Source organism: Williamsia herbipolensis (genome assembly GCF_000964005.1).
GTDB classification, from domain to species: Bacteria; Actinomycetota; Actinomycetes; order Mycobacteriales; family Mycobacteriaceae; genus Williamsia_A; species Williamsia_A herbipolensis.
Genome location: NZ_JXYP01000001.1, coordinates 75,587 through 98,992 on the forward strand (window position 1 = coordinate 75,587; position 23,406 = coordinate 98,992).

The 23,406-nt window shown below is 69.2% G+C and carries 23 protein-coding genes; 10 read left to right on the forward strand and 13 right to left on the reverse strand.

Translation table 11 applies throughout. The features are described from left to right. Window positions 1–8 precede the first annotated feature (8 nt). Together TU34_RS00370 and TU34_RS00375 are read left to right on the forward strand one after the other, a co-directional pair. Window positions 9–788, forward strand: coding sequence for an acyl-CoA thioesterase domain-containing protein (locus TU34_RS00370; protein WP_045820855.1), 780 nt, complete (start codon window positions 9–11; stop codon window positions 786–788). After that, window positions 785–1,462, forward strand: coding sequence for an HAD family hydrolase (locus tag TU34_RS00375; protein WP_045820856.1), 678 nt, complete (start codon window positions 785–787; stop codon window positions 1,460–1,462). The genes TU34_RS00370 and TU34_RS00375 overlap by 4 nt, the downstream gene beginning before the upstream one ends. On the opposite strand, the gene TU34_RS00380 is transcribed toward TU34_RS00375, so the two are convergent. Continuing rightward, entirely contained in the window at window positions 1,459–2,625 is a 1,167-nt protein-coding gene (locus TU34_RS00380; RefSeq protein WP_045820857.1) for a TY-Chap domain-containing protein, read from the reverse strand. The two genes, TU34_RS00375 and TU34_RS00380, sit on opposite strands and share 4 nt — an antisense overlap. Before the next feature lie 76 nt (window positions 2,626–2,701). Further along, window positions 2,702–3,898, reverse strand: coding sequence for an FAD-dependent monooxygenase (locus tag TU34_RS00385; RefSeq protein ID WP_203225383.1), 1,197 nt, complete (start codon window positions 3,896–3,898; stop codon window positions 2,702–2,704). A gap of 107 nt (window positions 3,899–4,005) precedes the next feature. Between TU34_RS00385 and TU34_RS00390 the strand changes: the two genes are divergently transcribed. Next, window positions 4,006–4,479 carry a MarR family winged helix-turn-helix transcriptional regulator gene (locus TU34_RS00390; RefSeq protein ID WP_045820859.1) on the forward strand — a complete coding sequence of 158 codons (474 nt, stop codon included), beginning with the start codon at window positions 4,006–4,008 and terminating at the stop codon, window positions 4,477–4,479. Between the two features lie 11 nt (window positions 4,480–4,490). Here the strand turns inward: TU34_RS00390 and TU34_RS00395 are convergent, their stop codons facing one another. Both TU34_RS00395 and TU34_RS00400 read right to left on the reverse strand, forming a co-directional pair. Continuing rightward, window positions 4,491–4,925, reverse strand: a complete 435-nt coding sequence (locus TU34_RS00395; protein WP_045820860.1) for a universal stress protein — start codon at window positions 4,923–4,925, stop codon at window positions 4,491–4,493. A 16-nt stretch (window positions 4,926–4,941) separates the two neighbouring features. Continuing rightward, window positions 4,942–6,315 (reverse strand): MFS transporter, encoded by a 1,374-nt coding sequence (locus tag TU34_RS00400; protein WP_082079704.1) that lies wholly within the window; start codon window positions 6,313–6,315, stop codon window positions 4,942–4,944. A gap of 56 nt (window positions 6,316–6,371) precedes the next feature. Between TU34_RS00400 and TU34_RS00405 the strand changes: the two genes are divergently transcribed. Beyond that, window positions 6,372–6,830: a MarR family transcriptional regulator gene (locus TU34_RS00405; RefSeq protein ID WP_238981107.1), complete on the forward strand. Its 459-nt coding sequence runs from the start codon at window positions 6,372–6,374 to the stop codon at window positions 6,828–6,830. Window positions 6,831–6,924: 94 nt separating this feature from the next. Here TU34_RS00405 and TU34_RS00410 read toward each other — a convergent pair whose 3' ends face one another. From TU34_RS00410 to TU34_RS00420, 3 genes are all read right to left on the reverse strand, one after another. Continuing rightward, complete coding sequence (locus tag TU34_RS00410) at window positions 6,925–8,880, reverse strand: ArnT family glycosyltransferase (RefSeq protein ID WP_045820862.1); 1,956 nt, start codon at window positions 8,878–8,880, stop codon at window positions 6,925–6,927. Further along, complete coding sequence (locus TU34_RS00415) at window positions 8,877–10,130, reverse strand: bifunctional glycosyltransferase family 2/GtrA family protein (RefSeq protein WP_045820892.1); 1,254 nt, start codon at window positions 10,128–10,130, stop codon at window positions 8,877–8,879. Before TU34_RS00415 ends, TU34_RS00410 begins: the two co-directional genes overlap by 4 nt. 309 nt (window positions 10,131–10,439) lie before the next feature. Next, window positions 10,440–10,712: a GlsB/YeaQ/YmgE family stress response membrane protein gene (locus TU34_RS00420; protein ID WP_045820863.1), complete on the reverse strand. Its 273-nt coding sequence runs from the start codon at window positions 10,710–10,712 to the stop codon at window positions 10,440–10,442. Between the two features lie 296 nt (window positions 10,713–11,008). On the opposite strand from TU34_RS00420, the gene TU34_RS00425 reads away from it, so the two are divergent. Further along, on the forward strand, window positions 11,009–11,968 hold the full coding sequence (locus TU34_RS00425) for a dienelactone hydrolase family protein (protein WP_045820864.1): 960 nt from the start codon (window positions 11,009–11,011) through the stop codon (window positions 11,966–11,968). Here the strand turns inward: TU34_RS00425 and TU34_RS00430 are convergent. Further along, window positions 11,956–12,396, reverse strand: a complete 441-nt coding sequence (locus TU34_RS00430) for a DoxX family protein (RefSeq protein ID WP_045820893.1) — start codon at window positions 12,394–12,396, stop codon at window positions 11,956–11,958. The two genes, TU34_RS00425 and TU34_RS00430, sit on opposite strands and share 13 nt — an antisense overlap. Before the next feature lie 95 nt (window positions 12,397–12,491). Here TU34_RS00430 and TU34_RS00435 point away from each other — a divergent pair, with 95 nt between their 5' ends. Next, window positions 12,492–13,808, forward strand: coding sequence for an esterase/lipase family protein (locus TU34_RS00435; RefSeq protein WP_045820865.1), 1,317 nt, complete (start codon window positions 12,492–12,494; stop codon window positions 13,806–13,808). Between the two features lie 7 nt (window positions 13,809–13,815). Here TU34_RS00435 and TU34_RS00440 read toward each other — a convergent pair whose 3' ends face one another. After that, window positions 13,816–14,025 carry a DUF2510 domain-containing protein gene (locus tag TU34_RS00440; RefSeq protein ID WP_045820866.1) on the reverse strand — a complete coding sequence of 70 codons (210 nt, stop codon included), beginning with the start codon at window positions 14,023–14,025 and terminating at the stop codon, window positions 13,816–13,818. Window positions 14,026–14,222: 197 nt separating this feature from the next. On the opposite strand from TU34_RS00440, the gene TU34_RS00445 reads away from it, so the two are divergent. Next, window positions 14,223–15,704, forward strand: a complete 1,482-nt coding sequence (locus TU34_RS00445; RefSeq protein WP_238981108.1) for a DUF4185 domain-containing protein — start codon at window positions 14,223–14,225, stop codon at window positions 15,702–15,704. A gap of 22 nt (window positions 15,705–15,726) precedes the next feature. Here the strand turns inward: TU34_RS00445 and TU34_RS00450 are convergent, their stop codons facing one another. From TU34_RS00450 to TU34_RS24165, 3 genes are all read right to left on the reverse strand, one after another. Further along, window positions 15,727–17,241, reverse strand: a complete 1,515-nt coding sequence (locus tag TU34_RS00450; RefSeq protein WP_203225384.1) for an APC family permease — start codon at window positions 17,239–17,241, stop codon at window positions 15,727–15,729. A 94-nt stretch (window positions 17,242–17,335) separates the two neighbouring features. After that, window positions 17,336–17,974, reverse strand: a complete 639-nt coding sequence (locus TU34_RS00455; RefSeq protein WP_045820867.1) for an NUDIX hydrolase — start codon at window positions 17,972–17,974, stop codon at window positions 17,336–17,338. A 48-nt stretch (window positions 17,975–18,022) separates the two neighbouring features. Further along, window positions 18,023–18,163, reverse strand: coding sequence for a hypothetical protein (locus TU34_RS24165; RefSeq protein ID WP_238981110.1), 141 nt, complete (start codon window positions 18,161–18,163; stop codon window positions 18,023–18,025). Window positions 18,164–18,239: 76 nt separating this feature from the next. Here TU34_RS24165 and TU34_RS00460 point away from each other — a divergent pair, with 76 nt between their 5' ends. From TU34_RS00460 to TU34_RS00470, 3 genes are read left to right on the forward strand one after another with little or no spacing between them, the layout of a single operon-like run. Further along, complete coding sequence (locus tag TU34_RS00460) at window positions 18,240–18,998, forward strand: ADP-ribosylglycohydrolase family protein (protein WP_338062959.1); 759 nt, start codon at window positions 18,240–18,242, stop codon at window positions 18,996–18,998. Then, a complete protein-coding gene (locus TU34_RS00465; protein ID WP_045820868.1) occupies window positions 18,995–19,516 on the forward strand; it encodes an O-acetyl-ADP-ribose deacetylase in 522 nt (173 codons plus the stop codon). Before TU34_RS00460 ends, TU34_RS00465 begins: the two co-directional genes overlap by 4 nt. A 14-nt stretch (window positions 19,517–19,530) precedes the next feature. Continuing rightward, on the forward strand, window positions 19,531–20,841 hold the full coding sequence (locus TU34_RS00470; RefSeq protein WP_045820869.1) for an NAD(P)/FAD-dependent oxidoreductase: 1,311 nt from the start codon (window positions 19,531–19,533) through the stop codon (window positions 20,839–20,841). Here TU34_RS00470 and TU34_RS00475 read toward each other — a convergent pair. Beyond that, entirely contained in the window at window positions 20,832–23,219 is a 2,388-nt protein-coding gene (locus TU34_RS00475) for an amino acid permease (protein ID WP_045820896.1), read from the reverse strand. The genes TU34_RS00470 and TU34_RS00475 overlap by 10 nt on opposite strands. Window positions 23,220–23,406: the final 187 nt, after the last annotated feature.

Genomic DNA, 23,406 nt, shown 5'->3' on the forward strand with positions numbered 1-23,406 from the left:
GTGAATCGATGAAGCCGTTCTTCGAGGTCGTCTCCCACGATGGTGAGGTCGCCTACCGCGCCAACGAGCACGCACAGAGCGCCTGGGGCGACGACCACGTCGCCGGGCCCGCGGTGGTCGGTCTCCTCGCCCAGGTCCTCGAGGACGAACAGCACGTCGAGGGGTTCATGCCGGCGCGCACCACCTTCGAACTGCTGCGTGCGTTCAAGACCGTGCCCACCATCGTGCGCACGGAGACGATCCGTACCGGTTCGCGAATCAAGGTCGCCCGTGCCGACGCGTTCCAGAACGACACCCTCGTCGCGACGGCGATGTACGTGCAGTACCGGATGTCGGAGAACGCGCCCGGCGACCGCTGGCGTCCCGACGCCACCGTCCCCGCGCCGCCCGTCGACACCGATCCGGGGGCGGTCACCTGGTACCACTCCGACCGCGTCGGATGGACCAGCGAACTCGAGAAGCACCTCAACGCCGACCGCAGCACCGCGTGGTGGAACGTGCTCCCGATGACCGCCGACCGACCGCCGAGCCCCTACGTTCGGGCCGTCACGACCGCCGAGTGGACCAGCCTCGTCACCAACCTCGGCGCCGAGTGGGTCGGGTACATCAACGGCGATCTCACCGTCGCGCTGTCGCGTCTGCCCGAGGGTGACTGGGTGGGCGTGCGGGAGGACTCCCACATCGACACCGAGGGAATTGCCGTCGGCACCACCACCCTCTACGACGTGCACGGGCCCATCGGTTCGGGAATGGTGACCGCGCTCAACAACACCCGGGCGTTCTCGTGACCGGGCGACCCGTCGCGGCGTTCCTCGATGTGAACGACACCCTCTCCGATCTCGGGTCGGTGGGCGGCGCGTTCGTCGATGCGGGCCTGCGCGCCGAGGACGTTCGCGCCTGGTATCTCTCGGTGCTCCGTGACGGTTTCGCGGCGACGGTGTTGGGCGACAACGCCTCCTACGCCGCCATCGGCACCGACGTCGCGCGATCGATGATCCACGCAGCCCATCCCGACCGGTCCGACGCCGATCTCGACGCGGCGGCACAGTCGATCATGACGGCCATGGTCGCCGCACAACCACACCCCGATGTCGTGCCCGGGATCGTTGCGCTGAACGAGGTCGGCGTTCGCGTCATCACGCTGAGCAACGGGTCGACCGACGTCGCACGAAGACTGCTGGGCGACACTCCGGCCGCAGCGGCGATGGATTCGTATCTGTCGGCCAACGACGCCGGCGGCTGGAAGCCGTCACCGGCCGCCTACCGACACGGACTGCGCTCGGCCGGCGTCGCCGGTGTCGAGGCTCTGATGGTCGCGGTGCACCCCTGGGATCTCGAGGGTGCCCGCCGCGTCGGTATGCGCACGGCGTGGATCAACCGCACCGGCGCAACGTATCCCGCGCATTTCGGCGCACCCGACATCGAGGTCACATCGCTGGTGGATCTCGCCGACCGCCTCTAGTCCGGGGTGTCGCGGCGCGACCTCTCGCGGCGCAGGGCCACCCGCAGCGACTGGGTGATCAGCTTCATGGTCGCGCGCCACTGCCTCGCCTCGTCACGACAGGCTCTCGCCTCATCGATGTCGCCTTCGGCGGTGGCCCGCTCCGCCGAAGCGTTCAGGGACTTCACCTGCTCCAACGAGGCCCTGATGTAGTTCATGGCCGTCCGCCGGTTGTCTCCACACAACCCCATCACGGTCAGCGGACCCGGCGGCGGGCCGTACCGGGACAGGTGATGCACCCGCTCCAGGGCGGCCGGGATCGACCCGTCGCGAACGACGGGCGGTGTCGCCGAGAGCGCGGCCTCGATCGCCGGCACGTCGTCGATGAGGAACTCGGTCCAGGTGCGCAGCGCGGCAACGAGATTCGCACTGTGAAAGGTCGTGCACCCCAGCCGCAGGGTCGCGTACATGTGGGTGTCGATGAGGCGGAGACCCACACTCGGCCAGCGGGCGGCATGAGTGGCGAGGTAGACCGCCGCGCCCGCGACGTCGGGCACCTCGTCGACGATGCACGCGAAGAACTCGAGGTGCGGTTCGTCGTCGCACACCCGCAGCCACGATCCGATGCTTCCCGCGGGGACCTGGATGTCGTCGTCGGAATCGACCACCACCTCGAACTCGGCCGCCTCGGTGAGTGCCTCGACGGCCAGGGCGCGCAGCTGGTCCACGGTGCGGACCACCACGCCGATCGCGACCTCCGATTCCCTGGGTGTCGGGGTGCGGGCGCCCTCGAGGAAGTCGGGGTGCAGCACCTCCCAGATCTCCCGCAACGCCGTCTGCGCCTGCAGGGCGAGGGCATCGACCCCACGTCGGCCGCATTCGACGACATGTCGACCGTGGGAACCACGCAGCCACTGCCACCCGGCCGCCTCGAGTCGGTGCACCTGGTCGAGGTGGCATTCGGGAGTGGTGTGCAGATCGGCGGCATCGATGGTGCATCGGATGCGACGCCGGGTGGTCACCGTGAACGTGAGGCGACCGTGGGGGCCGTCGGGCAACTCGCGCGTCGACTGCGCGATCTGCAGTTCGTCGCCCGGCTCCAGTCGGGCCAGCCGATCGGCGAGGTCGATGCGGAACGTGCGCCACGCGGACTCGACGGCGGAGTCGAAGTCGATGTCGTCCACGCCTGCCTCCTCCCGTCGCGCCCGCCGCCGCATGGTGGCCGCTCGTCGGAGAAGGGTACGACCGACGTCCGACAGGTCAGCCGGGACGCACCGGTGACGGGTAGTCGGGCAGGTCGATGGCATCGGCGGGCGGTGAGGAGAACCTCGACGCGATCGACTGGACCGGTCGTGAGGCGGCGACCCCGGCAGCGGCGTTGAGAACACGCACACCGAGGCGTGTCCTCGGGTTCGCGATGCGGGGCGTGCCGGGCGGTAGCTTCTGTGCCTGCGCGACGTACGGCCGCAGGATCGATTCGTAGCGGCGCAGCGCGTCGCCGCCGGCGATCATCTCGTTGGCCAGGACGTAGGCGCCGACCAACGACAGGCTCGTCCCCATACCGCTGACCGGTGACGCGCAGTAGGCCGCATCGCCCAGCAGGACGACGCGTCCGTACCCCCAGGTGGGCAGCGTCACCTGACCGATGCCCTCGAAGTAGAAGTCGGTCGAGGCGTCCATGCCGTCGAGAACCCGTGGGATCTCCCACCCGGCGTCGCCGTAGCGGGCCCGCAGCTGCGCCTTCTGCCCGGCGGTGTCGAGTGCGTCGAAACCCTTCTCGCGACTGATGAACGACAGTGCTGCGCGGGTGGTCCCGTGTGTGTCGGGGCGGATCAGCGCCGAGCGGCTGCCCGGGAACGAACACCAGGAGGCCCATTGGGTGTCGGATGCGGCGCGCGGGATCGTGAAGTACGAGGTGTACATGCCCAGTGACCGGATGGCGTCGGTGTCGTCGGCCACGAGTCGCCTTGTGTGCGAACGCATCCCCTCGGCGATGATGACGTGGTCGAAACTGCGGGTCGCGCCGCTCGCGAAAGTGACGTGCACGGCGGTGCCGTCGTCCTCGAGGTCGGTGATGGTGTCGCCGAAGACGGTCTCGGCGCCGGCGTCGGTGGCCGCGTCGAACACGATGCGCGCGAGGTCGCCGCGCAGGATCTCCAGTTCGGCGGTCGGTCCGTTGCCGTCGGCGAAATCCGATGCCTCGAACGCGGCCTTGACCTTTCCGTGGGTGTCGACGAACTGCAGGCCCTTCTCGCCGGTCCCGGCCGTGCGGATGGCGTCCTCGACGCCCATGCGACGCGCCACCTCCCGACCGGCGCCGCGCACGTCGACCGACTGCCCACCGGGCCGCAGCTCGGAGAAGCGCTCGACCATCGTCACCTCGACGCCGGCGCGCGCCAGCCAGTAGGCCGCGGTGGGTCCGGCGATGCTGGCGCCGGAGATCAATACAGTGGTCATCGCCATCGTCCTGTCATCGCGTAGTAGGCTTCCCTGTGAAGTAACTTGATGATCAAGGTATTGACGGATGGCGCGGTTGTCAACGCCGATGGACGGGAAGGTGCGCTGTGACGAACGATGCGAGCGGTCACCGCGAGCGCCTGCTCGACGGATTGCAGAGGTACGGAGCAGATTTCAACCAGTTCGGTCGCCGCTTCGCCGATTCGCTGGGTCTGCACACCACCGACGCCGAGGCGCTGATCGACATCGTGTACTTCGAAGACCAGGGCACGCCGCTGTCACCGGCGCGTCTTGCCGAGCGCATCCATCTGACCTCGGGGGCGACGACGTCGCTGCTGAACCGCCTGGAGGCGGCGGGCCACATCGTCCGCACGCGTGAGCATTCCGACCGCCGGGTGGTCACCCTCCGCAGCGGCCGGTCGGTGCACGACCACGCCGACGCGTTCTTCGGTCCCCTCGGCGAGAGCATCGACGCGATGATGGCGGACTATCCGCCCGAGATCCTCGCGCAGTTCGAGGCGTTCCTCGCCGACCTGCACCGCACGATGGTCGAGCACATCGAACGCCCGGATCCTGCCTGACGGTTCGGGTGTCAGGGGACGACGGTCACCGGGCAGGGACTGTTGCGGACCGCGCGCCCGGCGATCGACCCGAAGATGCGGTGCGCGAGCGTGGTGCTCGCACCGATCACGATGCCGTCGGCGTGGTGCTCACCGGCGAGGCGCACCAACGACCCCGCCGGATCGCCGACGGTGGTCTCGAAGCGGATGTCCACGTCGGATTGTGCTCGCAGTTCGGCGATCTCGGACTCGATACCCTGCGCCGCGTCGACCAGGGCCGCGCAGCCCGCGACGGTGGCACTCGTGGTGGCCACCGTGATCGGCACGACGTTCACGGCGATCACCGCCGAGGAATCGCGCCGAGCCTGGCCGAGCGCGTAGAACAATGCGCGCCAGGAGGTGTCGGATCCGTCGACCCCGACGAGCAGGGTTCGGCGATCGATCGGGACGGGGTTCGGCGCGGCCATCGCGGGGTCCGCCCGTTCAGCGGCGCTGGGCGACGGCGCGGTCCTCGCGCAGGGCGGTCTCGGCCATCACGGCCTCGCCCTCGACTGCGGGGATCTCGGTGACCGCGCTCTCGGCGTCGGCGCGTTCGTGCGACTCGGTCTGCTGCTCCTCGGTGTCGGCGTCGGTGAGCGCACCGTGCACGGTCGAGAGGACCACCGCGGCGATCACGACGGCCACCGCACCGAGCACGAACGGCACGTGATCGTTGTAGTGCTCGACGAGCTTGCCCGCCGCGAACGGTGCCAGGCCGCCGCCGATGAACCGCACGAACCCGTAGGTGGCCGAGGCGACCGACCGCTGCACCGGTGCGATGCTCATGACCGCGGTGGTGACGAGGGTGTTGTTGAGGCCCACGAAGATGCCCGACGCGATGGTCGCGCCGATGACCACCGACCGGCTGTCGGAGAAGATCCCGATGACGAGGCACGCCAGGGCCATGCCGATGAGCGCGCCGTAGAGCGTCTTCGGGGTCCCGAACCGGGACTTGAGCATCGGGGCGCCGAAGACCGCGAAGATCGCGACGAGGATGCCCCAGCAGAAGAACACCGCACCGAGCTTGAGCGCCGAGAGGTTCATGAGGAACGGTGCGTACCCGAGGATGGTGAAGAAGCCCCAGTTGTACAGCAGGCCGGTCACACTCGTGGTCGCGAGGCTGCGATGCCGCAGAGCCATGATGGGTTCGAGGATCGACGACTTCTCGGCGGGTTTCGGTGTCGAGGGGACGAAGACGATGGTGGCCACCAGTGCGATGAGCATGAGCACGGCGACGCCGAAGAAGGGTCCGCGCCAGCTGATGTTGCCGAGCACGCCGCCGAGCAGCGGACCCGAGGCGATACCCACGCCGAGCGCGGCCTCGTACAGGATGATCGCGCCGCCGAAACCGCCTGTCGCCGAACCGACGATGACCGCGAGCGACGTCGCGATGAACAGCGCGTTGCCCAGACCCCAGCCGGCGCGGAAGCCGACGATCTCGGCGATGCTGCCGCTGGCGCCGGCCAGGGCCGCGAACACCACGATGATGACGAGGCCGACGACCAGCGTCTGCTTGGCGCCGAAGCGGCTCGAGAACCAGCCGGTGATGAGCATGGCGACCGCGGTGACCACGAGGTAGCTGGTGAACAGCAGTGTCACCTGCGACGGCGTTGCGTCGAGCTGCGACGACAGCGAGGGGAGGATCGGGTCGACGAGACCGATGCCCATGAACGAGATGACACAGGCGAAGGCGACCGCCCACACCGCCTTCGGCTGACGGAACGAGTCGAGAAACGACCCGGAGCTGTGCGTGTGTGCCACGGTTCCTCCTGGTGGAGCGTCGATCGGTCTGGCGCGTTCCGGCGCCCGCCTATCCATAGGTACTCTATATAAATCCTCTATGCAATCCCTCGGATCGTTCTATGCTGGGCGACATGACCACGTCACCGAGCACCGTCGACGCCCCGGCGATCACTCGCGAGATCGGCGAGACCGTGTACGCCCTGATGACCGAACTCGTTCGGGGGATGCCCCGCGACATGAGTCTGACCTCGGTCGCGACACTCTCGACGTTGAACCGACTCGGCCCGCGGCGGGTGACCGACCTCGCGGCGTCCGAGGGCGTGACGCAGCCGTCGATGACGGCGCTGGTGACAGCGCTCGAACGGTCGGGCCACGTGACACGGCGCAGCGATCCGAGCGACAAGCGGGCGTCGCTGGTGAGCGTCACCGACCTCGGCCGCGATTACGTGGAGCACCGCCGACGTGCCGGTGCCGACACGGTGGTGTCGGTGCTGGACGAACTCACCGACGACGAACGCGCCGCCCTCGCCGCCGCGGTCCCGGCGATGTCGCGTCTGCGCGACCTCAAGTCGGATCAGCGTCTGGGCTGACCGCCGCTACCTGCCCAACTGCGGTCGTTACGTGCCCAACTGCGGGCCTTACGTGCCCAACTGCGGTCGTTATGTGCCCAACGGGCGGGTGGGGTCAGGGGTTCAGGTCGTAGAGGGTGACGCCGTCGACGATCTGCGGGCGGTGATGCGCTACCACCCAGCTGGTGATCTGTGCCGAGGCGGAGGTGTTCTCGCGCATGGGGATCGGACTCGCGAACGCGATGAACCAGTGGATCTGGTGCCCGGCGACGAGGCGCTGGAACTGCGCGAGCGTGGGTGACGGGTCACCGCCGGAGAAGCCACCCACCGGCATGACCGGCTTCTCGATCGCGAGCTGATACCCCGACGCCGACAACGCACTCACCGTCGCCGCCGCCCACCGGTAGTTCCCGGCGTCGCGGGCGAGAAGATCGGTGACCGCACGCGGGGGTGCCTCACCGGTGAACATGCGCTTGGCGGCCTGCAGTGCGCCCGGCGACATCTCCCTCGGGAGGCCGCCGAACCCGCGCACCGCGGCGGATTTCGGGCCCGCCGTGGCGAGTCCCCCGACGCGGGACGTCGCGACGGTGTCGATGCTGTATGCCAGCGGGCCGGTGAGCCCCACGACGACGGCGGTGGCGACGACCGCACGGGCGGTCCACCGCCCGGGGCGGAACCGTTCGACGACGAGCCCGGCGACCGCGAGCACCGCGACGACGATCACGAACGGTCGCAACCACGACTGGAAGTCGGGGGTGCGACCGAGAACGACGACTGCGAGCACGGCGGTCACGACCACCGCGACGACGAGGACCGCACGCACCCAGAGCGTCTCGCGGTGCTGCCACCCGCGCACCGAACCGATCCCGACGAGCAGCGCGATCGGCGGCACCAGGGCCAGGGTGTAGTACGGGTGGAAGATGCCGGCCATGAAGCTCATCAACACGGCGTTGGAGAACAGCCACAGCCACGCGAACACCGCAACGGCGCGTTCGAGATCGGTGCGCGTCGCGCGCCCGCGCAGGGCGATCGCCGCCGCGCCGAGGATGAGCGCGGCGGGGATGAGCCACCCGACCTGTCCGCCGACCGCGGGGGAGAACATCCGCAGGATCCCGGTCTGGCCACCGAACGCCGCGAGCATCCGGTTCATGCCCTCACCCGAGCCGCCCGCGCCGCCCGCGCCGCGCGGGCCACCGGCACCGCCCAGTCCCGAGCCCTCGTCGCCGGTGAGGCGGCCGAGTCCGTTGTAGCCCAGGGTGAGTTCGATGATCGAATTGTGTTCGGTGCCGCCGATGTACGGCCGCGAACCGGCCGGCCACAGTTCCACCGTCAGCACCCACCACCCCGCGCCCACTATGGCCGCGCCCAGCGCGGCGAGCAGATGGACGATGCGGGTCCGCACGGCCGGTGGCCCGAAGGCGAGGTACGCGACCGCGATCGGCGGCACGATGAGCAGTGCCTGCAGCTGCTTGGTGAGGAACGCCAGGCCGATGAGTCCGCCGGCGAGAACGGCCCACCGCAGTCGGCCGTCGTCGAGAATGCGCAGTGTCGCCCATGCGGCGGCGATGAGCAGCAGCACCAGCAGGGCGTCGGGGTTGTTGAACCGGAACATCACCGCGGCGACGGGCTGCAGGGCCAGCACGACACCCGCGACGAGACCGGCCCGGGGACCGGCGATGCGTCGGCCGATGAGGTAGATCAGCGCCACCGCCGCGACACCCATCAGGGCCTGGGGCACCAGGATCGACCACGAGTTCAGGCCGAACACGCGCACCGCGATTCCGGAGATCCACAGTGACACCGGCGGTTTGTCGACGGTGATCGAGTTCGCGGCGTCGGACGAGCCGAAGAACCACGCCTTCCACGACTGCGACCCGGCCTGTTCGGCCGCGGCGTAGAAGTCGTTGGCGTAGCGGTTGATCGAGAGGTCCCACAGGTAGAGCACCGCGGTGCCGATCAGCAGCGCGGCGAACGCGAGTCGATGCCCTCGACCCGCCGAGGCGTTGCCACCGTCGGTGTCGTGTCCGACGGTCGGCGCGGTGTCCTCGGGTATCCCGACGGTGGCGGTCATGCGGTGGACTCCTTCTGCAGATGACGGCCGAACACCCAGCGCAGCGATACGAACCGGACGACGGTCGCGAGCAGGTTGGCGCCGATGAGCACGGCGAGGTCGACGTGCTTGTCGGCGTGCGGGAAATCGGCGTGCAGCACGTACAGCGCCAACGCCGAGATCGCCCAGCCCACCAGGAAGATCGCGATGCCCTGGATCTGGTGACCGACGGCGCCCTCGCGACCCCGCACCCCGAAGGTGAAGGCACGGTTGGCCCACGTGTTGAGCACGGCCGTGACGAGCAGGGCGAGGAAGTTGGCGGGCTGTGCGCCGACGAGGGGGTGCAGCGCGAGGTAGAGCAGTGCGAACGCGATGGTCGAGGCGACGCCGATGATCCCGAACCGCACGAGATGGCCGATCATGCCGCGCGGCACGCCCGACACCTCGGGCTCGTCGAGTCGGTTGCGTCCCATGGTGGCTCGCAGTTCCGCGATGGGCAGGTCGCCGTTGCCCAGGGCCCGGGCGACCCGCCAGCACCCCTTGAGGTCCTCGGTCGCGGTCTTGACGATGTCGACCTTCGAGTCGGGGTCGTCGATCCAGTCGACGGGCACCTCGGCGATCCGCAGCCCCACCCGTTCGGCGAGGACGAGCATCTCGGTGTCGAAGAACCAGCCGGTGTCCTCCACGTGCGGCAGCAGGCGGCGCGCGACGTCGGTCCGGATGGCCTTGAAGCCGCACTGGGCGTCGGTGAAACGCGCGTGCATCGCGGTGCGCAACAGGAGGTTGTACCCGCGGGAGATGAACTCGCGCTTGGTTCCCCGGATGACCCGGGCCGACCGCGACAGTCGCGAGCCGATGGCGATGTCGGAGTGACCCGACAGCAGCGGCGCCACCAGCGGCATCAGCGCGTTGAGGTCGGTGGACAGGTCGACGTCCATGTAGCAGACCACCTCGGCGTCGCTCTCGCGCCAGACGGCGTTGAGCGCGCGCCCGCGACCCTTCTGCTCGAGGTGCACCACCCGCACCCGCGGGAGCGTCTCGGCGAGACCGCGCGCCACGGCGAGGGTGCGGTCGGTGCTGGCGTTGTCGGCGACGGTGATCCGCGCCGAGAACGGTGTCGTGGCGAGGTGTGCATGGAGTCGACGCACGCACCCCTCGAGGTCGGATTCCTCGTTGTAGACGGGGATCACCACGTCGAGGGTGGGATGCGGCGGCGTGCGGTCGAGCGTCACCTCCATCTCGGGGGAGGCGATCGGGTGCCTGGTGGTCATCGTGTGCGGCCTCGCGGTTGCGGTGATCGGGTGTCGGATACGCCCGATGTTGAGCAGTGCTAAAGACCGAGGGTACGACCGGTTCGCGGGTCGGGCCAGGGGTGAGGGTGCGGATGTGCCGAAGGTGACCAACGTCATCGGCGAGATGTGCGAGATGCCCGAATCGACAGGGGTTTTCGCGTGTCGACGCACAGCGAACTGTCAGGAGGTCGGTGCGCGGGAAACACCACGGGCCGGCGTCTCCGCGATGTGCAGAAGCCGCCGGCCCCTCGGTGGACGGCGACAGGCGCCGTCTGGTTTCGGGTCAGATCAGCGCGCGACCTTGCGACGTCCGGTGATCGAGACGTAGGCGAAGATCAGCACCGCGGCGACGATGATGCCGACGATGAACGGCACGACCTTCCAGCCGCCGTTGTCGTTGCTGTAGCCGAACTGGTAGGTGAGCCACGATCCGATGAGGGCTCCGAGGATGCCGAGAACGATCGTCATGATGACGCCGATGTTCTGTTTTCCGGGCAACACGAGACGGGCGAGGGCGCCGATGATGAGTCCGCCGATGACGGCGGAGATGACAGTCCACATGGTGAGCTCCTTCGAGATTCGCGACGGTCGGACGTGCCGACCGCGGCGAGGAAGGGGATCTCACTGTTGAACGCCCCGAGAGACTTCGTATTTCGTGTGCACCTCGGTGTAGCACCGCGCGACGGTCGAAGGCGCGTCATCCGCGCGGGTGACGCACAACCGTGTCGATACCTCGAAGTAGGTCACGAACGTATATCGACCTATGGTCGGCGGTCCCCGCGGTAAATTCGGACATCGTTCATCGACCGCAGGCATAGTGGGGGAGCCCCCATCACGCCACCGTCGCGAGGACCGAGATGACCGAGTTCAAGCAGTACATCGCCGAAGAGATCGCCATCGACCACGCCGACGGCATGTTCGGACGTCGCGAGGCGATGCGACGCCTCGGGCTGCTGGGACTCTCGGCCACCGCCGCGACGGCGGTGCTCGCCGCCTGCAGCACCGACGGCAGCGACTCGGCCACCGCCTCGGCGACCTCCTCGGACACCGCATCGGGCAACGCCTCGGCAGCGACACCCAACGCCGCGGGCACGTCGTCCTCGCTCACCGCCGGTGCGCCCGGGATGTCGACCGCCGTCGCGACCGCACCGATCACCTTCGCCGGGCCCAGCGGCACCCTGCAGGGCGCATTCGCCGCGGCCGCCGATCCCCGAGGCGCCGTGCTCGTCATCCACGAGAACAAGGGCCTCACCGACCACATCCGCACGATCGCCGGCCGCCTCGCCGGCGCCGGGTACTCGTCGCTGGCCATCGACCTGCTCTCCGAGGAGGGCGGCACCGGCACCTTCGCCGACCCCGCGCGGGCGACCGCGGCGCTCGGCAACGTGCCGCAGGCCCGATTCGTGGCCGACATGAAGGCCGGCATCGCCGAACTCGCCCAGCGGGTCCCGGGGAAGAAGATCGGCGTCATCGGGTTCTGCTTCGGCGGGGGACAGGTGTGGTCGCTGCTGGCCTCGGGCGACACCGACATCGCCGCGGCCGTGCCGTTCTACGGTCCGCTGCCCGAGGGTGCGGACTTCGCCGGGTCGAAGCAGGCCGCGGTGCTGGCGATCTACGCGGGTCTCGACCAGCGCGTCAACGCATCCCGCCCGCAGGCCGAGGCGGCCCTGAAGGCCGCCGGACTCGTCAACCAGATCGAGACCGTTCCCGACGTCGACCACGCCTTCTTCAACGACACCGGCACGCGCTACAAGCCCGAGGCCGCGGCGAAGGTCTACGGCCAGGTGCTCGACTGGTTCGGCCGCTACCTCGGCTGAGGAGACCGCGCCCGCAGGGCCGCGAACGCGCCGGTGCACCACAACGCCCACGCGATGAGCAGGGGTTGGAAGAACAGTCGGATGAGTCGCGCGGAGTCGGTGTCGAGGCCGAACGCGTCGGTCCCGGTCACGTACTGCGAGATGTTGCCGGGGAACACGGCCAGGAAGAACGCGGCGACGATCCACCCGACGATCGCCTTGTGGCGGTACAGAGCGACCAGGGCCACGCCCAGCACGATCTCGACGACACCCGAGGCGAGCACCACGAGATCCTTGTCGAGCGGCACCCAGTCGGGGACCTGCGCCTGGAAGGTGTCGCGGGCGAAGAACAGGTGCGCGGTGCCGGCGAAGACGAGGAATCCGCCGAGCAGGCCGCGTGCGGCGTTGCGCGGCCACGAGCGGGTCGGGGCCTCTCGGGTGGTGGTCACCTTCACGATCGTGCCCGAACGCGGCCACGATCGGTGGGCGACGACCACGTCACATGTCCCGGACAACTTCAGTGCACAGTCGTACACTGAGCCCCATGGACGATCTGGCTCAGCAGCGGCGCACCGAGGTCCGTGAGCTCTCCCGACTCGCGTTGGCCGAACTCGGCGACGCCACCGCCGGCATCGCGAAGGTCCACTCGGCCTTCTCCGAACACATCTTCGCCGGGCTGCGCCTGGGCCTGGGTGACTTCGTCACGCCGTCGAAGATCCTCCACGACTCGATCGCGGCCGGCACGTACTCGGTGATCACCGCGGTGTGTGACACCGCGTCGGAGATCGCCGGGCAGACCGCCGACGGGTGGGGACGCCCGCCGTCGCAGACCTCGAAGGGCGCGTTCGCGATCGCCGCGGTCAACGGCCTCATCGGCGACCACCTCGACGCGCAGGGCAGCCCGCTCGCCGAGGGCATGACGATCCGTGTCGACGGCGTCCCGATCGCCCCGACCCGCGGGGACCTGGCCGAGGCGTTCCCGCGGGCCACCGGCCGCATCGTCGTGTTCCTCCACGGACTGATGGAGACCGAACTCGCCTGGCGGATCGGCGGTCGGCCCACCTACGGGCAGCGCCTCGGCGACGACCTCGCCGCCACCGAGGTCCAGGTCCGGTTCAACACCGGTCGCCACATCTCCGAGAACGGTCGCGAACTCGACGACCTGCTGTCGGAGGTGGTGGCGAACTGGCCGTTGCCCGTCGACGAGATCGCGCTCGTCGGCCACTCCATGGGCGGACTCGTGGTGCGCAGCGGTTGCTTCCGCGCCGCGACCGACGGTCACGAGTGGGTGACGCGGGTCCGTCACGTCGTGTCGCTGGGGACCCCGCACCTCGGTGCCCCGATGGCGCGGTCGGTGCACTACCTCTCCGCGGCGCTGGACAAGCTGCCCGAGTCGCGGCCGTTCGCGCGGTTGCTGCGTCGCCGCAGCGCAGGCGTGCGCGACCTCTTCCACGGATCGCTGGTCGACGAGGACTGGTCGGGACGCGACCTCGACGCGCTGCGGGTCGCGGCCGTACAGGAGGTCCCGCTGCTCGAGGGCGCCACCCACTGCTTCGTCTCGGCGTCGGTGACCCGCAACCCACGCCACCCGCTCGGTCGCATCATCGGTGACGGCCTGGTGCTGGTGCCCAGCGCCAACGGTCGCGACAAGAAGCGCCACATCGGTTTCCGTGACGAGGACGGCTTCGCGATCACCGCGGCGAACCACTTCACCCTGCTCAACCACGACGAGGTCTACGACTGGCTGCTCGCCCGCCTCGACACCTCGCCGGGCACGCCGATGCCCAGGCAGCTCACCGCGGGAGCCTCCGCGGGTCCCGGCGCGGTCCGTCCGCCGTCGTCGGATCTGGGCCGCTGCTAGATCTCTGCTAGCGGTCGAGTTCCTCGGGATTGGGCCGCGTCTGATCGGTCCACGCCGCGCCGTCGTGGAAGCGCTCGATCGACGGGTCGTGCAGATCCGGATACCACCCCTCGGGGATGGGTGGCGGTTTCTCCCGCGATGCCCGCACCAGGGCGATCACCACCCCGACGGCGACCACCACGACCACGACGACGATCACCGTCACCAGCACACCCATGGCTGTGAGTATGTCCGCTCCGCGGTCCCGCGCGGGGTCGCACCGCCGAACTCGCAGGTGAACGGGGGAGTCGCGCCGGGCGTCACCGGGTGGTCTCGAACGTGCGTCGACCTCACAGCGACCGCGATGTATCCGTGATCGCTGCTGTACACATGTTAAATTCACTCGTCTGTCACCTGATGTAGAGGAACCATTCCGTGCTGCGCAGAGTTCTCACGGTCGTCGTCGCCGGATGTGCACTGGCACCCATCGCCATCGGGGCCCCAGCACTCGCCGCACCGGCGCCCCGTGTGGTGTTGCCGAGTTCGGGGTGTGCCAACGACCTCCCCCAACCCCCGAGTCCGGGCAGCCCGCTGCCGCAGGTCCCGCCGCGGATCGACTTCAATGTCCCGTACCTGAAGTTGCAGCCCGTGCCTCAGTTCGGGCCGCAGAACTCCCGGAAGCGCATCCCGTCGCAGCCGGCGCCGAAGGATCCCTGCAAGGACCCGTGCCCCGACATCACCGATCCGCCGAAGCCCGCCGCGCAGGTCCCCACCGGTTCGGGGAACATCCCCATCCCGAAGATCACCATCACCCCGCGGCCGTTCCTCACGCTGCCGGTGCCCGTGCCCGGTGGCACCCCGCCGCCGGGACAGGCCCGTCCGCCGCGCCTCATCCCCGGCACCACACCGGGATCGGTGACGCCGAAGCTGCCCAACCCGCGCGCCGGCGGTCTGAACTACGTCGCACAGCTTACCGGCAAGGGCTCGACGAGCCGCACCGACAAGCGTTTCCAGGTCAACGGCACCGACCTCGGCATCATGTGGAAGGCCACCCCGAACAAGGTCGCCGTCGCGTTCGGCGACACCTTCGGTCGTGGGTTCCGCCCGCCGGGTGCCAACGGTGGCGACTGGCGCTCGAACACCCTCGGTTTCAGCGCCGACACGAAGCTCGCCGACGGTATGTCCATCGACACGATGGTGCAGGACAGCCGTTGTCACGCAGCCGAACTCATCGCCAGCCGCAAGGTGAACTACGCCGAGCAGACCACGATCCCGACCTCGGGTTTCGCCATCGGCAACCGGCAGTACATGAGCTACATGTCGATCAACAGCTTCACGCTGCCCGGTCAGTGGTTCACCAACTACGGCGGTCTCGCGTGGAGCGACGACGGCGGATCCACATGGACGAACTCGCAGTACGCGCGCTGGGACAACATGTTCGGGCTCGCGAACTTCCAGGTGTCGTCGATGGTCCCGCAGGGTGACTACGTCTACATGTTCGGCACCCCCAACGGTCGGCTCGGCAGCACGGGCCTGGCGCGGGTGCCCACCGCCGACGTGCTGAACAAGTCGGCCTACCAGTACTGGATCAACGGCAAGTGGGTCCCCACCAACAACGGCGAGAACGCGTCACCCATCTTCAATGGCCCCACCGGTGAGCTGTCCGTGCGCTATGAGGAGAAGTCCGGCCTATGGCAGGCCACCTACCTCGACGTGCTGCGCGGCGCGATCGTGTTGCGGCAGTCGAGGTCCCCGCAGGGACTGTGGTCGGAGCCGACGAACCTCATGTCGAGCGCGAGGTACCCGCAGCTCTACGGCGGGTTCATCCACCCGTTCTCGACCGACAAGGACCTGTACTTCACGGCCACGACCTACACCTCGTACAACGTGGACCTGATGCACATCCGCACCAACTGAGAACGGTTCAGCCCAGAAGAATTCAGCCCAGGGTCTTCTCGCCGGTGACGGTGGGCTCGGCTGTCTGCGCCTTGGCCAGTCGGGCGTTGCGACGGCCGTAGAACAGGTAGATGGCGAGCCCGAGGGCAAGCCACACCAGGAACCGTGCCCAGGTCGCGACGACGAGGTTGAGCATCAGGTAGATGCACGCCAGCGCCGAGATGATCGGGACCACCGGGCTCAGCGGAACCCGGAAGGGACGCGTCAGATCCGGCTTGGTGCGGCGCAGGATCGGCACCGCGATCGACACGATCAGGAACGCGAACAACGTGCCGATGCTGACCATCTCCGACAGGTCGGTCAGCGGCACCAGTCCGGCGAGGATCGCCACGAAGATCGTGGTGCCGATGGTGAAGCGGAACGGGGTGCCGAACCGCGGCGACGATTTCGCGACCGACTGCGGCAGCAGGCCGTCGCGGCCCAGGGCGAATCCGATACGGCTCATGGCGATGATGTCGACCAACGTGACCGAGGTGAGTCCGGCGACCGCGGCGATCGCGATGAGGGTGCCCGCCCAGCTGGCGTCGTTGGCGTCGAACGCCTTCGCGATGGGCGCACTGGAGTCGAGGTCGGTGTACTTCACCATGCCGGTGACGACGAACGCCACCAGAACGTAGAGCGTGGTGCACAACCCGAGCACGATGAGGATCGCGCGCGGGATGCTGCGCGCGGGGTTCTTCGTCTCCTCGCTGAGGTTGGCGACGGCCTCGAAACCGGTGTAGGCGAAGAAGACCACGGCGGCGGCGGTGAAGACGCCGGAGATGCCGAACGTGGCCGGTTCGAATCCGCCGATCCACTGCAGCAGCGGCTGATCGAACGTCTTGACCTCGGTGGTCGTCTTCTCCGCGCTCGGGATGAACGGGATCAGGTTGGCCTTCTTGATGAAGAACGCGCCCACGATGATGATGAACACCGAGATCGCGACCTTCACCAGGACCAGGGTGTTGGTGACGCGCGCGGATTCCTTCACCCCGACCGCGGCGATCACGCCGAGCACCAGCACCAGGGCGACGGCGCCGACGTTCACCGTCGACTCCTCGGTGAACAGCGACGGCGGTAGGTCGAACAGGTCGGCGAGGTACCCCGACCAGCTGCGCGCGACCACCGCGGCGCCGAGGGCGAACTCGAGCACGAGGTCCCACCCGATGATCCATGCGAACACCTCGCCGAGGGTCGCGTAGGCGTAGGTGTAGGCGCTGCCCGCGGTGGGGACCGCCGAGGCGAGCTCGGCGTAGCAGAGCGCGGCGAGCATGCTCACGACGCCGGCGATGAGGAACGAGATGACCACCGCCGGTCCCGCGTTCTCCTTGGCCTGGATGCCGGTCAGCGTGAAAATGCCGGTGCCGATCACGATTCCGACGCCGAAGCCGACGAGGTCGCGGGTGCGCAGCGACTTGCGCAGGCCGCTACCCTCGCCGTCGCCCTCACCGGCCGCGGCGTCGCGCGCGATGGCCTCGACCGTCTTGGTCCGCAACACGCTCAGGTCTGTCATGCTCATGATCTGACGCTAGCCCGGCGAGGTTTCGCCCCGACACCGAACCGCCCGTCCGATTCTCGGCGTGTCCGGTTCGCGTGCTTTCGTGGCGACGAGATCAGTCCGGCGGCCGCGGCGTGAAGAGCTCGGCGGGGCGCCCGACGTCGGCGGTGGAGAACTCGCCGGTGCCCGACAGGAAGGGCAGCATGCGACGCCGGAAGGTGTCCTTGGGCAGTTCCCGGTCGGCGACGGCCTCGTGCAGGCGCCGCAGATCGAGCAGCGTGAACCGTTCGCCGAGAACGTGATCGGGGTCGGGACGGTCGGCGTACCGGGCCCGCAGGTCGTCGACGGCGTGGGCGACCATCGCGTCGTGGTCGAAGGCGAGGCGCTGTGTGGGGCGGCCGTCCACGACGGCGACGAGTCGGGTGCCCGCGGGTAATGCGGCCGCGGGGGTGACGGCGCCGTGTGCCATCGACAGCACCCATCCGCGGTCGTCGCGATCGGGGTCGTCGTGCAGGGCGAGTTGGTGGAAGTCGAGGTCGCTCACCCCGACCTTCGTCCGCAGCGCGCGAACCGCGGCGTCGGCGAGGCGTTCGCCGGGATGCAGGAACGTCCCCGGCAGCGCGACCCCGTGGGGGCCCTCCACGGCCACGACGTGCAGACGGTCGTCGACGACGGTGAGGACCGCGACGTCGACGGCCACCGATGGCCGCGGATGATCGGTCAGCGCCCTGCCGAGGTCGTCGCGCCACACCATCGCTGGACTATAGCGCGATCCTGCGCTAATCTTTAGCGCAGAGTTGATCTAAAGCGGATCGGACACCCGGACCGCGTCGACGAGGAGGTCGCCATGCACCTGACCACCGACCAGCGCGACCGTGCGGTCGCGGCACTGATCGGCAGCGCGGCCGGCGACGCCCTGGGCGCCGGCTACGAGTTCACCCATCCGGCCGACGATGTCGTGATCGACATGATCGGCGGCGGCCCGTTCGACTGGGCGCCGGGGGACCGACGACACGTCGATGGCGATGTGCGTGGCCGAGGGGCTCGCGCCCGGTGTCGCCGACCTCGACACCATCGCCGCGGCCTTCGTGCGCTGGTACGACACCTCGCCACCCGACATCGGGAACCAGACACGATCGGTGCTGAGCCGTCGTAGTCCGTCGGCGGCGGCCATGACCGCGGCGGCCGCGGCGGTGCCCGGCCGCACCGGGGGCAACGGGTCGTTGATGCGCACCGCCCCGGTCGCGTTGGCCTTCCTCGACGACCCGGTCGGCTGTGTGCGCGCCGCCGGGGCGATCAGCGACCTCACCCACGCCGACGTGCGGGCCCGCGAGGCGTGCCAGATGTGGTCGGCCGGGATCGCGCACGGCGTGCGCACCGGTGCCCGCGACGGGGTGCGTATCTGGCTCGACGCCGCGCCCGCCGACGTCCGCGACCACTGGCACCCGCTGCTCGACGCCGCCCAGTACGGCACGCCCGCCGACTTCCCGAACAACGGCTGGGTGGTCCATGCGCTGCAGACGGCCTGGTGGGCGATCTGCGGCGCCGACGGCGATGTCGCCGCGACGCTCGAACGCTGCGTGCGCGCCGGCAACGACACCGACACCACCGCGGCCATCGCCGGCGGATTGGTCGGCGCCTGTGCCGGCACCGCGGGAATCCCCGAGGAGTGGACGCGCCTGCTCCACGGGTACCCCGGCCTGACCACCACCGACCTCGTCGCCACCGCCTACCGCATCACCGGCGCCGACACCACGCCCCCGAAGGAGACCCCATGACCGTCATCGACGTCGTCCGAGGCGACATCACCACCCTCCGCAGCGACGTCATCGTCAACGCGGCCAACTCCTCTCTGCTCGGCGGAGGCGGCGTCGACGGCGCGATCCACCGTGCGGGTGGTGCCGCGATCACCGACGAATGCCGCCTGATCCGGGCGACCACGTTGCCCGACGGCCTGGCGACCGGTGCGGCGGTCGCGACCACGGCCGGGGCGCTGCCCGCGCGGTGGGTGATCCACACCGTCGGCCCGCGCCACTCCTCCACCCACGACCGGTCGCACGTGCTGCGCCTGGCCTACGCGCGATGCCTGCTGTTGGCGCGCTCGCTGGGCGCAGAGTCGGTCGCCTTCCCGCTGATCTCCGGCGGTTCCTACGGGTGGCCGGTCGGTGACGCTGTCGCACAGCAGGTTCGCGCGGTACGTGAGGCCGAGGTGTCGGTCGATCTGGTGAGCCTCGTCGCCTACTCGACACAGATCGAACGCCTGACCCGCACCGCCGTCGACCGCGCCGGCCGGTAGGGCAGAATTGAGCCATGGCTGGTGATAGACCGAATGTCCTGATCATCGGCGGAGGTTTCGCCGGCGTGTTCGCCGCTCGGCGCCTCAAGCGGGCGAACGTGTCGGTGACCCTGCTCGACCGTGGCACCTCACACGTGTTCCAGCCGCTGCTCTACCAGTGCGCCACAGGGTTGCTGTCGGAGGGCGACATCGCCAGCCCACTGCGACACCTGCTGCGGCGCTGCCGCAACCTGCGCGTCTTCCTCGGGGAGGCGTCGGACATCGACGTCACCGCGAAGACGGTGACGGCGCGACGATTCGACGGGTCGACCTTCGACATCGACTACGACTACCTCATCCTCGCCGCCGGGGCGCGGCAGTCGTATCACGGCAACGAACAGTTCGAGCAGTTCGCGCCGGGGATGAAGACCGTCGACGACGCGCTCGCGATCCGACGCAAGATCATCTCGTCGTTCGAGATCGCCGAGACCCTCCCGACGCCGGCGCTGCGCAAACCCTGGCTCACCTTCGTGATCAGCGGCGGCGGCCCCACCGGTGTCGAGATCGCCGGGCAGATACGCGAACTCGCGATCCGCGCGCTGTCGAAGGAGTTCGACTCGATGGATCCCGCCGAGGCGCAGGTGATCCTGGTGCACGGGGGCGAGCGGGTGCTGGAGTCGTTCCACCCGAGCTTGTCGGGCAAGGCGCAGAAGACGCTCGACAAGCTCGGCGTCACCACCGTCCTCGGGCGCCACGTCACCGACGTGACGCGCGACCACGTGATCACCACCGACAAGAAGACCAAGGCGACCGAGCAGATCGACACCCACACCGTGCTGTGGACCGCCGGCGTGGAGGCCGTCCCGTTCGCGGGGGCGGTCGCCGAGGCGACGGGTGTCACGCCCGCACGTGGCGGGACGATCCCGGTCGGACCCGATCTGCGCGTCGCCGGGCACGAGAACATCTTCGTGGTCGGTGACGTGATGAGCCTCGACAAGCTGCCCGGTGTGGCCGAGGTCGCGATGCAGTCGGGACACCATGCCGCCGTGCTGATCTCGCGGGTGGTGGCCGGCAAGGCGAAGGCCGACAGCCCCTTCAGGTACCGCGATCTGGGGACCGCCGCCTACATCTCGCGCTACCACGCCCTGCTGGAGTCCGGGCCCCTACGGCTCTCGGGTTTCCTCGGCTGGCTCGGATGGGGAGGCATCCACATCTTCTTCCTCGCCGGCAGCCGCAACCGCGTGTGGACGCTGGCGAGCTGGGCGTCGACCATCATCGGCGGCAGCCGCGGCGAACGCGCCATCACCTACGGCGATCCCGAGACCGCCCGGCGTCCCTACCCCTGATCGGTGTCGGCGGACCCGTCGGCGCCGTCGCCGTCCGTACTCCCGTCGCCGTCTGTACTGCCGTCGCTGCCACCGACGATCTCGTACTCCGGGTTGATCATGATGACGCCCTTGCGACCCTGGCGGGCCTTGCCGCTCGCGCGCACCACCTGACCCGGGACGATGTCGGTCCCGCCGGCGGGATGGTCGTCGTCGGGGGCGAACCGCAGTCGTAGCAGACCGCTGTCGTCGGTGATCTCCACGATGTGCACCTCGTCGTCGTCGATGGTGCGGTCGAAGGTGTCGCGGACGCGTCCTTCCACCGTGCCGCGGTGACCGGGCAGCAACCCGCCGATCGCCAGGGTCGACGCGGCCGCCGGTTCATCGTGTTCACGGCGTGCGGACTCGTCGTCGCGGGCGATGCGGGCCTGCAACTGCTCGACCCGACGGGTGAGTCGTTCCTCGACGACATCGGGGAACGCCTTGCGGATCTCGGCCTGTACATCGAACGGGATGATCGTCGCGGCGGCGTGCGGGATCTCGCTGACCGCGCGGGAGATCTTGTCGGCGCTGCGGTCGTGCAGCAACCGACCCAACAGGGGTGCGTAGGTCCGCCGCGGCAGCAACACGGTCACATGGGATCGCGGTGCCGCCCCCAGCGACTCGACCACCAGCCGCTGCACGCCCCGGGTGAGGCGGCGGTCGGGGCAGTCGATGATCGTCAGCGGTGTCCGTAACCCGTAGTGCTCCCAGCGCTTGCGGAGTTTGCGGGCCTGCTCGGCATCGACCATCAGGTGGACCGCGGTGAGTTCGTCGGCGCGCAGACCGTGCCCGTAGCGCAGCGCCTCGAGGACGGCGAGATCGACCGCGCTGACCAGTACGAACGCGGTGTGCCGGGCGTAGTTCACCTGCTCGGGGCGGTTCGAGCGGAACTCCTCGAGGATCGCCGCCTCGGCCCGGTACTCACGGTTCAGGCGGATCAACCCGAACACCAGCAGCGGGAACACCACGACGACCAGCCAGGCGCCCTCGGTGAACTTGGCGATGGCGAAGATCCCCACGACCACCGTCGACACGACGCCGGCGCCGAGGTTGATGGCGAGGCGACGCCGCCAGCCGCGTTCCTTGTGCGTGAGGTGGTGTTTGGTCATGCCGTAGCCCGCCATCGCGAACCCGGTGAACACGCCGATCGCGTAGAAGGGGATCAGTGCGTTGACCGAGCCGCCGGTCGCGACGAGCAGCACGATGGCCAGCAGCGCGAGCACGATGATGCCGTTGGAGAACACCAGTCGGTGGCCGCGTTTGCCGAGCTGTCGTGGCAGGAACCGATCGGCGGCAACGAAATTGGCCAGCGCCGGGAAACCGTTGAAGCTGGTGTTGGCGCCGGTGAACAGGATGGCCGCCGTCGCGATCTGCAACAGGACGTACAGCGTGGACCCCAGCGCGCCACCGCCGAACACCCGTCGCGCGATCTCCGACAGCACCGAGGGGTAGCCGTCGACGTAGGGCGTCGCGTGGGTCTCGTAGGCGAGCCAGGCGACACCGGTCAACAGGATGCCCAGCACGCAGGCCATCACCGTGAGCACCTGCCGGGCGTTGGGGCCCTCGGGCTTGCGGAACGACCCGACCGTGTTCGAGATGGCCTCGACACCGGTCAGCGACGAGCCGCCGTTGGCGAATGCGCGCAGCAGGATGAGCAGGGTCGCGCCGGCGATGAGTCCGTTGCCCTGATGGACCTCGACCGTGCCCGGCAGCTCCGACGGCACGTACTTCGCGAGGCCGGTGGTGGCCTCACGGACCACACCGACCACGATCATCAGCAGCACCATCCCGGTGAAGAAATAGGTGGGCATCGCGAACGGCCGGCCGGCCTCGCGCAGTCCGCGCAGGTTGGCCCAGCACATCAGCACGACCACGGCGATGGTGATCTCGAGGCTGAAGGGGCCGAGCGGTTTGATCGCAGACACCACCGCGACGGTTCCCGCCGACGCCTGCACCGCGACGGTGACGACGTAGTCGATGAGCAGGGCGGCCGCCGCGATCTGGGCGACCCGCGGGCCGAAGTTCTCGCGCGCCACCACATACGACCCGCCCGCCCGGGTGTAGGCCATCACCACCTGGCGATACGAGGCGGCGACCAGGATCAGGATGCACAGGATGACCCCGGTGATCGGCAGCAGCAGCGAGAACGCGGCCAGACCGGCGTAGGGGAGGAGCTCGACCAGGATCAGCTCGCTGCCGTACGCGGTCGAGGAGATGGCGTCGGGGGCGAGCACACCGAGCGCGACCGGGTTGGTCAGCCGCTCGTTCTTGAGCTCGTCGGTGATCATCGGCTTGCCGAGCAGGAGCCGTTTCGCGGCGTACCCGACCGATTCGGGGACGTTGCGTGACAGCTCGATGCCTGCGCGCTCCGCCGGGCTTCCGACGACGTGGGGCTCGGTGCGGTCGGACACGGTGACTTCCTCCTGCGACACGGCGCTCGATCACGATCGGAGCGGACGAGCGTCAGCTTAGGCCACGACCACCTGGAGATGGTGCGCCGATGGCCGAGATCGACACTGCGACAACGACAAAACGGACAGCACG